This window comes from Deltaproteobacteria bacterium, assembly GCA_026129095.1.
GTDB lineage: Bacteria > JAGRBM01 > JAGRBM01 > JAGRBM01 > JAHCIT01 > JAHCIT01.
In genome coordinates this window covers 348,091-361,237 of sequence record JAHCIT010000001.1, presented here as the reverse complement: position 1 = coordinate 361,237, position 13,147 = coordinate 348,091, and the positions used below count along the sequence as shown (strand labels likewise).

Below are 13,147 nucleotides of genomic sequence, written 5' to 3'. Positions count from 1 at the left end.
GCGGGGCTATCCGTCTACGGTCCCGGCAACCTGCGGAAAAAATTGGGTTTTTTGGAGACCTTGGGCGTTTATTCATGGATCAGGACAATGACCAGATACGCGAGCGGCGAAGAAAGCTCGACCAGCTTCGCGAGGGACCCGCGCCTGCCTATCCAAACGGCTTTGTACCCGCCAATCGTGCTGGAGAACTCCAGGACCGTTTTCGTGACGTTACCGGTGAGACCCTTGCGGCTGCACCCGTCCGGGTGAGCGTTGCCGGGCGGATTCGGGCTGTCCGTTTATTCGGCAAGGGCGGATTTTATACACTGAGTGATTCATCTGGCCAGATTCAGCTTTTTGCCGATCTCTCCGGTCTGGGTGAGGACGGTTTTGCCCGTGCCCGGTCGCTCGATATCGGCGACATTGCCGGTATCGAAGGCGAACTGTTCCGTAGCAAGACCGGGGAACTGACGGTTCGCGCCAAGACCTTGAACCTGCTGGTCAAGTGCCTGAGACCGCTTCCGGACAAGTGGCACGGCCTTACTGATGTCGAAATCCGTTACCGCCAGCGGTATCTGGACCTGATGGTGAACGACGAGGCGCGGGAAGTATTCCGCAAGCGATCGGAAATCGTCACCGGGATCCGCAGCTTCTTCATCAATCGCGGCTATCTTGAAGTTGAAACGCCGATGATGCACACGCTCGTCACTGGTGCCAAGGCCCGTCCGTTCCGTACTCACCACAATACCCTCGACATGGACCTTGTTCTGCGGATAGCCCCAGAGCTGCACCTGAAACGGCTCGTGGTGGGCGGTTTCGACCGGGTGTTCGAAATCAACCGCAATTTCCGCAACGAGGGCATCAGTACCCAGCACAATCCCGAATTCACGATGATCGAGTTCTATCAGGCGTGGGCAACCTACGAAGACCTGATTGACCTGACGGAGGATCTCATTACCGGGCTCGTGGAAAAGCTGCACGGCGGGACAAATCTGACTTACCAGGGCCGGGAAATCAGCTTTGCAAGACCGTGGAAACGGATCGGTATGGAGGAGGCCGTTCGCGAGGTGACTGGCAAGGGGCTGGCCGAACTGGCGGCGATTTCCGAAGCGGATTTTGTCGCCATGCTTGAAACCACCGCCCTGCGACACTGCCCGGATGCGAATCCGGGCGATATACGGGCCCAGATGCGCAAGCTTGCTGCCGAATGTTTCGCCCGGGGACCAGCCGAGCGCCTCTGCGCTGCATTTGAAGAACTGGTAGAGCCTACACTTGTCCAGCCGACTTTTGTCACTGGGTATCCAACCGCGATTTCACCGCTCTCGCGCCGGAATGACCGGAATCCGGAGATCAGCGACCGGTTCGAACTGTTTATTACCGGCCGGGAAATCGCCAATGGGTTCAGCGAACTGAACGATGCCGACGATCAGCGGGCCCGGTTCGAAGACCAGCTGAAGTCACGCGAAGGCGGCGACGAAGAGACGATGGACTACGATGCTGACTATATCCGGGCGCTGGAATACGGATTGCCGCCCACGGCGGGGGAAGGGATAGGAGTGGACCGGCTGGTTATGCTGCTTACCGGCCAGCCATCGATCCGCGACGTTATCCTGTTCCCGTTGCTGAAAAGCCGGGAGATCTGAATGAGCTGGACCTGGTGGGTGGCCCGGCGGTATCTGGTTGGCCGTTCGCGGGCTGCTTTTTCGTTTCAGACATCTGTTGGAATCCTGTCGGTGGCGCTGGGAGTGGCGGCCCTTCTGATCGTTCAGGCCGTCATGGCAGGTTTCATGAAAAACCTGCGCGATCTGATGCTGGGGGCCCGGCCGCATGTGCTTGTTTCCTATGAATCCTCATACAGTCGGCTGCAGCTTCCAGACTGGGACGAGACCCGCAAACTGGTCGAAGCTGTTCCGGGCGTCGTGGCTGTTTCGCCGTTTTTTCAGCGTGACGCGATGCTCACCAATGGCGATGAAGTGGCCGGTATTCAGCTTTTCGGCATTGTTCCCGAACTGGCCGCCAGGACCGCCCTGTTCAGCGAGCGCATGAGGAGCGGATCGTTGCGGAATCTGACAGGCACCGGAACGGAGAATGTTTCGGTCGCAGCCGGGCGTTCCATAGAAAGCCGGAAGGATCTGCCCGGTATCGTGCTGGGAAGCGTGCTCGCCGAAAACCTGTTTGTCAGTACCGGTGACGAGATCACGGTCATCTGCCCTTTATGCGGAATTGGTCCCACGGGCCCTACAGCCCGGCCCAGGAAGTTCGTGGTTGTCGGCATATTCAAGCTGGGTTTCATCGAATTCGATTCGACGCTGGCATTTGTGGATCTTCCGGTGGCGCAGGACTTTTTCGATCCGGGTCTGACAGACGAGGAGCGGTATGTCACCGGTATCCAGGTCAGAGTGGATAACGTGGAAAATGCCCGTGCTGTTGCCGGTGAAATCATGCGGCGGGCCTTTCTTGACTGGAAAAAGCCACAGCTCCGGGCACGTAGCTGGGAGGAGAGTTTTGGCGACCTGTTCAAGGCGCTCGCCCTGGAAAAGCTCGGGTTGTTCATTGTTGTCCTGATTATCGTGATCGTTGCCAGCTTCAACATCGCCGGCTCGATGATTGTCCTGGTGCGGGAGAAGGTGCATGACATTGCCATCCTGAAAGCGATGGGCGCCACAAACCGGGAGACCATGCGGGTATTCCTCTATACGGGCGCGTTTATCGGTCTGGTGGGAACGTTGTCCGGGCTTGTGCTTGGTCTGGGCCTCTGCTGGGTCGAGTCGACCTTCCATCTGATTCCGATAGATCCGGCCGTCTATCAGATGGATCATCTTCCACTGCTGGTCCGTATCGAAGACGTGATCTGGGTTGTGGCGGCACCGATTTTTGTCACCACACTGGCGGCCCTGTTTCCCTCGCTTCAGGCGGGCCGGCTGACGCCTGCGGAGGCGCTACGCAATGAGTGATCCGGTGATCTCCGCGAAAGGGCTGGAAAAGCATTTCGACCTGGATAATCGCCGGGTCGATGTGCTCCGGGGTATTGATCTCGATATTCGCCCCGGAGAACGGCTGGGTGTTGTAGGCGTCTCCGGAGTGGGAAAAACCACGCTTCTGCACGTTCTGGGCACGCTGGAGAAGGCCTCCGGCGGTCTGCTCCGTGTAAACGGTGTTGATGTGACTGGGCTGGCCGAACATTCCCTGCCGGCATTCCGGGCGAGGAACTTCGGTTTCGTGTTCCAGTTCCATCACCTGCTTCCGGAATTCACGGCACTCGAAAACGTGATGATGCCGGGACTGATTGCGGGTAAAGGGCGCTCGCAGGTTGAGCCTGCCGCCAGGGCCCTGCTCGACCGGCTTGGCCTGTCGGGCCGGTATGAGCACCGTCCCCGGGAACTGTCGGGCGGTGAGCAGCAGCGGGTTGCTATCGCCCGCGCCACCGTGCTCAAGCCACGGATTGTATTCGCGGATGAACCGACCGGAAATCTTGACACCCATACCGCCGAGGAAATTCACGATCTTCTGGTTCGCCTCAACGAAGAGGACGGGACGACGTTCGTTGTCGTGACACATTCAATGGCGCTGGCCGCCCTGATGACCCGCCGGATTACGCTGGTAGATGGGCGCATCGCGGAGGCCGGCTCTTGATCCGGACTTTCCGACGGTGGATTTTTTTCTGTCTTCTGTGCGGGCCAGCCATTGCTTCCGCACAGGTAACCGGCAACTCGCCATCTGAGGGCGCTTCGGCGGACATCCCTGCGGCGGTTCTGGCAGGAGAGGCTCCAGCCGGTGAACTTGTGACGGAAATCGTGGTTCGCGGCCAGGTCCGGCTGGATCCGGAGCTGATACGTACCCGTACCCGGATTCGTCAGGGTGTGCGGATGGATCACAAGCTGCTGGCCGAGGATATCCGTACGCTCTGGAAGCTCGGCTGGTTTGACGACATCCGGATTGAGTGGGAACGGACCGACGGAGGAATCCGGCTCATTTACGTGATCCGTGAGCGTCCGACCGTGAGTGAAATCCGGTTTGAAGGAAACAGCGGCATCGATGACGAAAAACTCAGGGAAGATCTCCAGTTCAAGCTGAACTCTGTCTACTCGCCGGTGCAGGTGGATCGCACCATTGAGCGTATCCGGCGCCGGTATGAGCAAGACGGCTATTTCCTCGCCAGTATCCGGGCCGAAACCCGGCCTGCCCGGGGGCAAAATACCATTGCGGTTGTTTTTCATCTGGATGAAGGGGACAAGATTCGTATCCGCCGGATCAGGTTTATCGGCAATCAGGCCTTTAGTGATGACCAGCTAAAAGGAGAAATGCTCGCCAAGGAGCATCACGCCTTCTCCTGGTTTACCGACCGGGGCAACTTCGTGCGTGAAATGCTGCTCCGCGACAGTATCGCGCTCAAGAATTTTTACATGGACCGTGGCTATGTGGACGCGAAGATCTCCGATCCGGTGGTTGAGCTGACATCGGGACGGGACGCGCTTTTCGTCACATTTCATGTCACCGAGGGCAAGCAGTATCACTTGAGGTCAATCCGCATCGCCGGCGATCTGCTGGAGCCGGAAGACAGTCTGCTGGCCCGGATGCAGTCGAAACCGGGACTGGTGTTTTCCAGGTCGCGGCTGCTGGAAGACCAGGCTGCGATCGAGCGGGTTTATGGCGATGCGTCGTATGCATTCGCCAACGTGACAATCATTCCACGCCCTGTGGACGTGGAAACCGAAAAACCCGAAATTGCCCTGGAAATCAGTATTGATCAGGGCCCATCAGTAACCGTCCGGCGCATCCATATCAGCGGAAACAGCCGGACCCGGGATAACGTGATTCGACGGGAAATCCGGCTTGCCGAGGGCGACAAGTTCAGCACGAGTGCGCTGGAACGGTCGCGCCAGAAGATCCGGCAACTCGGATTTTTTGATGAAATCGACTTTACCAAGGAACGGGTTCCGGGCCGGCCGGGCGAGGTTGATATCCGGTTCACCGTGACCGAGCGGTCTACCGGATCTCTGAACATCGGGGGCGGTTATTCGTCTTTCGATGGTCTTTTTGTCTTCTCCCAGATCCAGCAGCAGAACCTGTTCGGACGCGGGCAGTCGCTCGGATTCAGCGGTACATTGGGTAAGCGGGCGAAGCAGATATCGGTTCAGTACCGGGATCCGAGATTCTATGACAGTTACTGGGGCTATGGGGTGACGGGCGAGGCTTCTGACCGGAAGCTGTTCGATTTCCAGAGCCTGCGTGTCGGTGGTTCGCTCTCTGTGAGCTATGATTTTACATCCATCAGCCCGTTTTTTGACGGGTTTTCCGCATCGGTTGGCCTGTTCGGCTTCCGTAACAAGCTGAAAGGCTTCTCGCCGCAACTCGTAGCACTGGGTGACCGTATCCGGAGCGATACGGTCAAGACCGGTTTCGATTTCAACCTGTTTCTGGATCGCCTCGATGACCGGATCGATCCCAGTGACGGAAGCCGCCATACGGCGTCTTTCCGGACAGCATTCAACCTGTTTGATATTGACCCATCGGTCGTGTCGAACTTCAACAGCTACGACTTTTCCGGAACCTATTTCAAGAAATTGTTCTGGGAGGTAGTGGGTGTCGCAAAATGGCAGGTGAGCTTTCTCCAGCGGCGCGAAAGTTTCTTCCTGCTGATTGAAGAACGCTATTACGGGGGCGGCATTACCAATCTTCGCGGCTATGATCCGTTTTCGGTGAGCCCATTCGACATCGGCAACAATGGCCGTCCGGTACGGATTGGCGGGGACAAGGCAGGATATCTGTCTGGCGAGCTGGTATTTCCACTCTACAAGCCGGCACGGCTGAAGGCGGTAGTCTTCATGGATGCTGGCAACGTCTACAACGATCACCAGATGATTTTTTCAGCGCCCTGGCTTGCTGACTGGGGTGCCGGTATCCGGTGGTTTTCGCCTGTGGGCCCGATCCGCCTTGAGCTGGGATTCCCGCTGGTAAAACCCCGCTACCTGACAGCCGATGGCTCCCGCTTCGGCTCCCCTGTGTTCAATTTCACGATAGGACAGCTCTTCTAGCAGTTTTCAGGGGGTCTTCTCCCCATTGATTGACGGCTTTCCTGTGTGGCAGATTGCCTCCCCCGGACGGTAGGCCGTCCGGAAATACCCTGAAGAACGGCGGCCATGAAACTCGACGCTGCACATGTGCGGAAAATTGCCCAGCTTGCCCGGCTGTCGGTGACGGATGCCGAGACCGAGGCGCTTCTTGTCCACATGAACAGGATGCTGGATTACGTTGCCCAGCTTTCGGAAGTGGACACCTCGAAAGTGCCGCCGCTGGAGCACGCGGTCGAAATGGATACGCCGCTCCGTGACGATGAGCCGGTCCGGAAGTTCGATGCGTCCCGCGGGCTCGAAAATGCACCGGCCGCCGAGCTCAACATGTTCCGCGTGCCGAAGGTGGTGGAATAGTGGGTGCCGATCTCTGCCATTTGTCCATCGGCGAACTGGGTGCGTTGCTCAGGGAGAAAAAGGTCTCTGCATCGGAAGTCCTTGAAGCACACCTGAAACGGGTGGAAACTCTCGACCCGAAGGTCGGGGCATTTCTTCATGTGAATGCCGAACAGGCGATGGCGCAGGCCCGGCATGCACAGGAACTTCTTGATGGAGGCCGTGGAGTGACGGCGCTTACCGGTATTCCGGTCGGCATAAAAGACGTGATTGTCATGGATGGAACGCCTTCTACGGCGGCAAGCCGGATACTGTCGGCATTCAAGGGTACCTATGATGCCACGGTGGTCCGCAAGCTCCATGCCGCCGGGGCTGTCTGTTTTGGCAAGCTCAACATGGACGAGTTTGCCATGGGTTCTTCCACTGAGAATTCATCGGTTAAGAAGACCCTGAATCCGTGGGATCTGGACTGTGTTCCCGGCGGATCATCCGGCGGCAGTGCGGCCGCCGTGGCGGCAGGATTCTGTCCGGTGAGCATCGGCTCAGATACTGGCGGGTCTATTCGCCAGCCGGCCGCCTTTTGCGGTGTGGTTGGCCTCAAGCCTACCTACGGCCGGGTAAGCCGTTTCGGAGTCATTGCGTTCGCATCGAGCCTGGACCAGCTCGGCCCTTTTGCCCGCACGGTGGCCGATGCGGCTCATCTGCTTGAATTCATGAGTGGTTTCGATGACCTCGATTCGACATCTGTGGACCGGCCGGTGCCGAACTATGCTGCTGCAGCGGATCGTGGCGTGAAAGGGCTGAGGCTTGGAGTCCCGAAGGAATATTTCATTGACGGGATGGATGCCGAGGTGGAAGCGGCCGTTCGCGGTGCCCTGGCGGAACTGGAAAAACAGGGCGCAAAGCTCGTTGAAGTATCTCTGCCTCACACGAAATACGCAGTTGCCACGTATTACATCGTGGCGACTGCCGAGGCATCATCCAACCTTGCCCGCTACGACGGGGTCCGGTTTGGCCACCGGGCAAAGGATCCCAAAGACATTTTTGACCTGTATGTCCGGAGCCGTGGTGAGGGGTTTGGTCCCGAGGTGAAGCGCCGGATCATGCTCGGAACATTCTGCCTTTCCTCCGGCTACTATGATGCGTATTACCGGAAGGCACAGCAACTCAGGTGGCTGATCCGGCAGGATTTCCTGGAAGCATTCAAGACCTGTGATGCCATCGTTTCTCCGGTAACGCCGACGGCTGCTTTCCGCTTTGGTGAAAAGGCTGCCGACCCGATCCAGATGTACCTGTCGGATATTTTCACCATTTCGTGCAACCTGGCCGGGCTGCCGGGAGTCAGCGTCCCGTGCGGGTTCACGTCGAAAAGCCTCCCGGTGGGGCTTCAGGTTCTGGCGCGACACTTCGCCGAAGAGACGCTTGTGCAGGTGGGCGGCGCGTACGAACGGGCTACGGACTGGCATAAGCGGCGGCCCGCGCTGTAGCGGCAGGTACAGGATTTCTGAAGGAGCAGGATATCAATGGAGTACGAAGCAGTCATCGGGCTTGAAGTCCACGCCCAGATGCTCACGAAGACCAAGCTCTTCTGTTCGTGCTCGGCTTCCTTCGGGGATGACCCGAATGCCAATACGTGTCCCATCTGCCTGGGTTTTCCGGGAGTTCTTCCCAAGTTGAACCGTCAGGCGGTCGAATACGCCATCCGGACGGGGCTGGCGCTTGGCTGCAGGATCAACGGCAAGTCGGTCTTTTCCCGGAAGAACTACTTCTATCCCGATCTTCCCAAGGGGTATCAGATTTCCCAGTACGACCTGCCGCTCTGTTCAGGTGGAAACCTGAAAGCGCGTGTGCTGGGGGACGATGGACGTGTGGCCTACGAGAAGGAAGTCCGCATTACCCGCATCCACATGGAAGAAGATGCCGGAAAATCCCTGCATGAAGCTTCACGCGATATCCGTTCATCGCTGATCGATTTGAATCGTGCCTGCACGCCCCTGATGGAAATCGTTTCCGAACCTGATATCCGGTCAGCCCGCGAGGCAAGCGCGTATCTGAAGGAACTCCGGCAGGTGCTTCTGTATCTCGGCGTTTGTGACGGCAACATGGAAGAGGGTTCCCTGCGATGCGACGCCAATGTCTCGCTCCGGCCAAAAGGTTCCGAAAAACTGGGCACCCGGACCGAGACGAAGAACGTCAATTCGTTCCGGTTTCTGGAACGGGCCATTGAGTACGAAATCCGGCGGCAGGAGATGATCCTCTCGACTGGCGGTACGATTGTGCAGGAAACCCGCCTGTTCGACGCCAATACGGGCGAAACCCGGTCCATGCGGTCCAAGGAAGAAGCACATGACTACCGCTACTTCCCGGAGCCAGACCTCCTGCCGCTCGTCGTAAGCGAGGCGCAGATTAGTGATATCAGTGCCAGACTGCCGGAACTTCCCGAGGCAAAGCGGCAGCGGTTCATATCCGATTACAGCCTGTCCGACTACGATGCTGGCATCCTTTCGTCCGACAAGGTGCTGGCGTCATTTTTCGAAAAGACCGCGAAGCTGTGCGGCGACGCCAAGGTTGCAGCCAACTGGATCCAGACGGAAGTCCTCTGTGAGGTGAAGGATGTCGAGACGGAACTCCCCAAAGCGAAAGTAACGCCCGAGACGCTTGCCGCACTGATTACCCTCATCCAGAAGGGCACGATTTCCGGAAAGATCGCCAAGGATGTTTTTGGCGATATGTGGACGAGCGGCAAGGAACCGGAGGAGATCGTCAAGTCCAAGGGGCTCGTTCAGGTCTCGGACGAGGGTGAATTGGCAAAAGTGATCGACAATGTAATTGCCGCCAATGCCAAACAGGTAGAGCAGTACAAGGGCGGAAAGCAGAGCGTTTTTGGTTTCTTTGTCGGCGCCGTCATGAAGGCAACGCAGGGCAAAGCCAACCCCGCGGTCGTGAACCGGCTGCTCAAGGAAAAACTCGGGTAGTCCCTTTATATCAGCGGGTCGTAAGGGAAGATATCTGCTGATACCTGGAGCGGAACGAAATTCGTCTTGAGTGCTCCCGGCAGCACGGCAGCGATATCCTCGGCAGTCCAGCCGTCTGCGTGATGAATGTGACGCACCGGACGCGGCAGCGAAAACAGCACGATCTCGCCACCCCGGACGGCAAACACCTGGCCAGTGATGTCCTTGGCCTGGTCCGAAGCGAGGAAAACGGCGAGTGGTGCGATTTGCTCCGCCTTCATCTTCTTGAGGTTTTCCACCCGGGCCTTCTGCGCATCGGTCTCGCCTTCGGGAATTGTCGCCGTCAGGCGCGTCCATGCGAACGGGGCGATGGCATTTGCCCGGACATTGAAACGGCTCATGTCCAGCGCGATCGAACGGGTGAGGCCAATAATGCCGAGTTTGGCGGCGGCATAGTTCGCCTGGCCAAAGTTGCCGATAAGTCCTGATGTCGAAGTGAAATTGATGAATGAGCCGGACTGCTGCTTGCGGAAATGCTCTGCGGCAGCACGGCAAAGGTTGAAGTTGCCCTTTAGATGAACGGCGATTACTGCGTCCCAGTCCTGCTCGGTCATCTTGTGAAAAATCACGTCGCGCAGGTTTCCGGCATTGTTTACCACGAAGTCGATCTTGCCGAACTCCTTGACCGCCTGGGCTACCATCGAATGGGCATCATCCCATGAGACAACGGATCCGAAGTTTGGGGCAGCCCTGCCTCCAGCCTTCCTGATTTCGGTGACGACTTCCTCGGCAGGCCGCTCGGCAGTAGTGCTGCCATCGGGTGCGGCGCCAAGATCATTCACAATCACGGATGCGCCATGCCTGGCCATGAGCAGCGCAATTTCACGGCCGATTCCACGGCCTGAGCCTGTAATGATTCCTACTTTTCCCTGAAGCATCATTTCCGTTTTTCCCTTCGTTCTGTGCGGATGACTGGGTGTCCCTTGAAAAGCGCTCCTAGCGAACGCCGGTAGGGAGGTTTGGCTACTCCAGCCTCGGTAATGATTGCCGTCACGCTGGAGGCTGGCGTTACATCAAAAGCCGGATGCCGTGCGCTGACCTTCTCTGGTGCGTGCCGTATGTGCCGGAAGCTGCGAATCTCCTCGTGGCTCCGCTCCTCAATGGGTATCTGGCTCCCGTCGGGAGTGGCGAGATCCACTGTCGAAAGCGGCGCCGCAACATAGAAAGGAATCCTGTGCTCCTTTGCAAGTACCGAAAGAGTATAGGTTCCGATCTTGTTTGCTGTATCGCCGTTGGCGGCGATCCGGTCGGCTCCGACAATCACGCAATCCACGTCCCCGGATTTCATGAAATGCCCGGCCATATTGTCGGTAATCAGCGTTGCCGGTATGCCTTCCTTCACGCACTCCCAGGCGGTAAGCCGTGCTCCCTGAAGGAATGGCCGGGTTTCATCGACCCACACGCTGATCTTTTTTCCCTGCTCGTGTGCACGTTTGATGACACCGAGGGCCGTCCCATAGGCTCCACTCGTTGCCAGGGCGCCGGCATTGCAATGGGTCAGGATTCTGGAACCTTTGGGAATGAGCCGTGCTCCGTAATCGGCCATTGCACGGGAAGCGGCGAGATCTTCGGCATGAATACGGACCGCCTCATCCAGCAGGGCACGGGCCAGCCGGTCCCGGTCCGCGCCATTTTCGAGCAGGGTGCGGGCGCAGGTCCGCATCCGCTCCAGGGCCCAGAACAGGTTGACCGCTGTTGGCCGGGTCCGGGCGAGGCGTTCGATGTGCCGCTCCAGTTCAAACTGAAGTGCAGAGGGCGTGCGTCCCTTCAGCGCTGCAGCCCCGGCAGCAACCCCGTAAGCGGCCGCGACTCCGATTGCCGGCGCACCGCGAACGGCCATCGTCTCGATGGCCCGTGCGGTATCCTCTGCCGTACGGCACCTGATCCAGATCTCTTTTGAGGGCAGTCGGCGCTGGTCGATCAGTTCCAGAACGCCATTACGGAGACGAACGGTTTCGACAGTCACGGGCCGCGCAGCCTTTCTCCCAGGGACCGACCTAAGGCCCTCCGCAGATACCCGCCGGTACTGGCGAGGGTCAACCATGCCGATAACGCTATTTTGCCCCGCCGCCGATGACTCCCAGAAATTTTGCCCGCATGCCGGCGTCGGCAAAGTCAATTTTAGGCTTGAGAAGAGGCCCCGAGAGCATAAAACGGATCGGTTCACCACGGCGGTCCCGGCGGGAGACCTCGACGAGATCGTATTCGCCCTCAATACGGTAGGCGTCAGTAGAAACATGGACCCGCCGGGACCAGCGACCGTCCTGCCAGTCGAGTCCGAACAGTCCACTGTCCAGCCTTGCCTGCCAGAGGGACCGGAACTCCGGTCCGACAAGTGCATCACGCATTTCTGCCGGGAACGGGACAAGATCGCCAAGAGGGCGTCCAACTCCTGAAGCATGAATACGGATGCTGGACGAGCGATCATTTGCCCGGATTTCCGCACGAATAACGGCAGCAGCTACTGCTGATGGCAAGCCGAGCGGCTTTACGAACGGCGCTGCCGGTATGCCATTCAGATCGAACTGGATCTCTGACATGCCGCCGGGCGGATGTGACAGCCGGAAACGGATGCCGGGCAGTTGATCAGTTGGACTTTCGAGCCGGAAAGAGTGCTTGCCGGTGCTGCCGGTAATGCCCCGGAAAACGAAACTGTCCAGATTCACCTGCTTCCCCTGCCAGGAAACGGGAAACAGCTCTCCGAGTGCAAGAGTTCCCGTGGCTGCTCCCGGTATCTGGAGGGAGGAAAGTTCACCTGTTACCTCCAGAAGAGCCAGATCGCTGTTGGCAAACTTGAAGCGGGAACGTGATTTGGCAGTTTCCAGTGTTATTTCGTGATCCGTCTTTGATTTCTCCCAGCTACCGGAGAGCTGGGTTGTGATGCCGTCCCTGTGACCGGCCTCCATGTGTTCAAGCCTCAAGGACCAGCCAGCTGGTGTGAACATTATTGAGCTACCAGAATCCAGCGACAGGACCGCCTGCGGAACGAAAAGGCTGGTCACCAGTGAAAGGTCGGCTGGCCCGGCAAGCGAGATTTTCCCGTCAAGGGCGATCCGCACTGGGCCGATGGGTTTGCCAATATCGGGAATGACATTCCACTCAATGCTTTCATCTTCAACCGGCCGTGATTTCAGCTGCAATGTGAGGGAACTGTCGGCCCTGCGGAGCGAAATGGCACCTTTTTGTCCTGATCCGTCCCAGTCCAGTTGAATGGTGGTGGGGTCGCTATATTTTCCCGCTTTACCGGAAATCGTCAGTGAGCGGATATTTCTGGCGGCGGCCTTGGGAATTTTGCCCGCAAATGCCCCTGCGAGTGCCTGTATCGTGGGCTCAGGCCAGTCCGGGAGGGAAGGGGACGTTCGCAGCATTCCTGATGCATCCGGTTCCCACATGGCACCAAGACCCGTCAGGGACACATCCGCGCCGCCACCGGTTAACAGTTCTACCCAGGTAATCCGTGCCCGGAACCGTCCTGCAGCGATGATCACCTGACCCAAGGCCGTTTCCCGCCGGGCGGAGATACCTTCCGAATGACGTTCAATTCCCCTGATCGTGATTTGCCAGCCGGCGGTGCCCGTCTGGATATCTGTCCAGCCGGTTTCGGCAAGCCGGGATTTCAGCCGATGCGGTGCGTCCTGGTCGGCAATATCGCAACCTGCCATGAAGAGGCCAGAAAGGATAACGGCAGGGAGAATCCTCCATTGGCGAGCGGGTTTCATTTCCCGCAGCATAGCGTGCACCATGTCA

10 protein-coding genes are annotated in these 13,147 nt (G+C 58.2%); 7 read left to right on the top strand and 3 right to left on the bottom strand.

The annotated features are described in order from the left end of the window. The first annotated feature begins 74 nt into the window (after positions 1-74). From lysS to gatB, 7 genes are all read left to right on the top strand, one after another. Positions 75-1,622, top strand: a complete 1,548-nt coding sequence (lysS, locus tag KIT79_01595) for a lysine--tRNA ligase (protein MCW5827985.1) — start codon at positions 75-77, stop codon at positions 1,620-1,622. Then, positions 1,623-2,933, top strand: a complete 1,311-nt coding sequence (locus KIT79_01590) for an ABC transporter permease (protein ID MCW5827984.1) — start codon at positions 1,623-1,625, stop codon at positions 2,931-2,933. Beyond that, positions 2,926-3,612, top strand: a complete 687-nt coding sequence (locus KIT79_01585; protein MCW5827983.1) for an ABC transporter ATP-binding protein — start codon at positions 2,926-2,928, stop codon at positions 3,610-3,612. Before KIT79_01590 ends, KIT79_01585 begins: the two co-directional genes overlap by 8 nt. Next, entirely contained in the window at positions 3,609-6,014 is a 2,406-nt protein-coding gene (gene bamA / locus KIT79_01580; GenBank protein ID MCW5827982.1) for an outer membrane protein assembly factor BamA, read from the top strand. The genes KIT79_01585 and bamA overlap by 4 nt, the downstream gene beginning before the upstream one ends. Before the next feature lie 105 nt (positions 6,015-6,119). Continuing rightward, complete coding sequence (gene gatC / locus KIT79_01575) at positions 6,120-6,407, top strand: Asp-tRNA(Asn)/Glu-tRNA(Gln) amidotransferase subunit GatC (protein ID MCW5827981.1); 288 nt, start codon at positions 6,120-6,122, stop codon at positions 6,405-6,407. Beyond that, positions 6,407-7,873 carry an Asp-tRNA(Asn)/Glu-tRNA(Gln) amidotransferase subunit GatA gene (gene gatA, locus KIT79_01570; GenBank protein MCW5827980.1) on the top strand — a complete coding sequence of 489 codons (1,467 nt, stop codon included), beginning with the start codon at positions 6,407-6,409 and terminating at the stop codon, positions 7,871-7,873. The genes gatC and gatA overlap by 1 nt, the downstream gene beginning before the upstream one ends. 36 nt (positions 7,874-7,909) lie before the next feature. Beyond that, positions 7,910-9,361: an Asp-tRNA(Asn)/Glu-tRNA(Gln) amidotransferase subunit GatB gene (gene gatB / locus KIT79_01565; protein MCW5827979.1), complete on the top strand. Its 1,452-nt coding sequence runs from the start codon at positions 7,910-7,912 to the stop codon at positions 9,359-9,361. A 5-nt stretch (positions 9,362-9,366) separates the two neighbouring features. Here the strand turns inward: gatB and KIT79_01560 are convergent, their stop codons facing one another. From KIT79_01560 to KIT79_01550, 3 genes are all read right to left on the bottom strand, one after another. Next, positions 9,367-10,278: an SDR family oxidoreductase gene (locus KIT79_01560; protein ID MCW5827978.1), complete on the bottom strand. Its 912-nt coding sequence runs from the start codon at positions 10,276-10,278 to the stop codon at positions 9,367-9,369. After that, on the bottom strand, positions 10,278-11,366 hold the full coding sequence (mtnA, locus tag KIT79_01555; GenBank protein ID MCW5827977.1) for an S-methyl-5-thioribose-1-phosphate isomerase: 1,089 nt from the start codon (positions 11,364-11,366) through the stop codon (positions 10,278-10,280). The genes KIT79_01560 and mtnA overlap by 1 nt, the downstream gene beginning before the upstream one ends. An 88-nt stretch (positions 11,367-11,454) precedes the next feature. Then, positions 11,455-13,119 carry a hypothetical protein gene (locus KIT79_01550; protein MCW5827976.1) on the bottom strand — a complete coding sequence of 555 codons (1,665 nt, stop codon included), beginning with the start codon at positions 13,117-13,119 and terminating at the stop codon, positions 11,455-11,457. Positions 13,120-13,147: the final 28 nt, after the last annotated feature.

Excerpts from the sequence above, each read along its gene's own strand:
- lysS (MCW5827985.1), top strand. The coding sequence starts at position 75 with ATGGATCAGGACAATGACCAGATACGCGAGCGGCGAAGAAAGCTCGAC.
- KIT79_01590 (MCW5827984.1), top strand. The coding sequence starts at position 1,623 with ATGAGCTGGACCTGGTGGGTGGCCCGGCGGTATCTGGTTGGCCGTTCG.
- KIT79_01585 (MCW5827983.1), top strand. The coding sequence starts at position 2,926 with ATGAGTGATCCGGTGATCTCCGCGAAAGGGCTGGAAAAGCATTTCGAC.
- gatC (MCW5827981.1), top strand. The coding sequence starts at position 6,120 with ATGAAACTCGACGCTGCACATGTGCGGAAAATTGCCCAGCTTGCCCGG.
- gatB (MCW5827979.1), top strand. The coding sequence starts at position 7,910 with ATGGAGTACGAAGCAGTCATCGGGCTTGAAGTCCACGCCCAGATGCTC.
- KIT79_01560 (MCW5827978.1), bottom strand. The coding sequence starts at position 10,278 with ATGCTTCAGGGAAAAGTAGGAATCATTACAGGCTCAGGCCGTGGAATC.
- KIT79_01550 (MCW5827976.1), bottom strand. The coding sequence starts at position 13,119 with ATGAAACCCGCTCGCCAATGGAGGATTCTCCCTGCCGTTATCCTTTCT.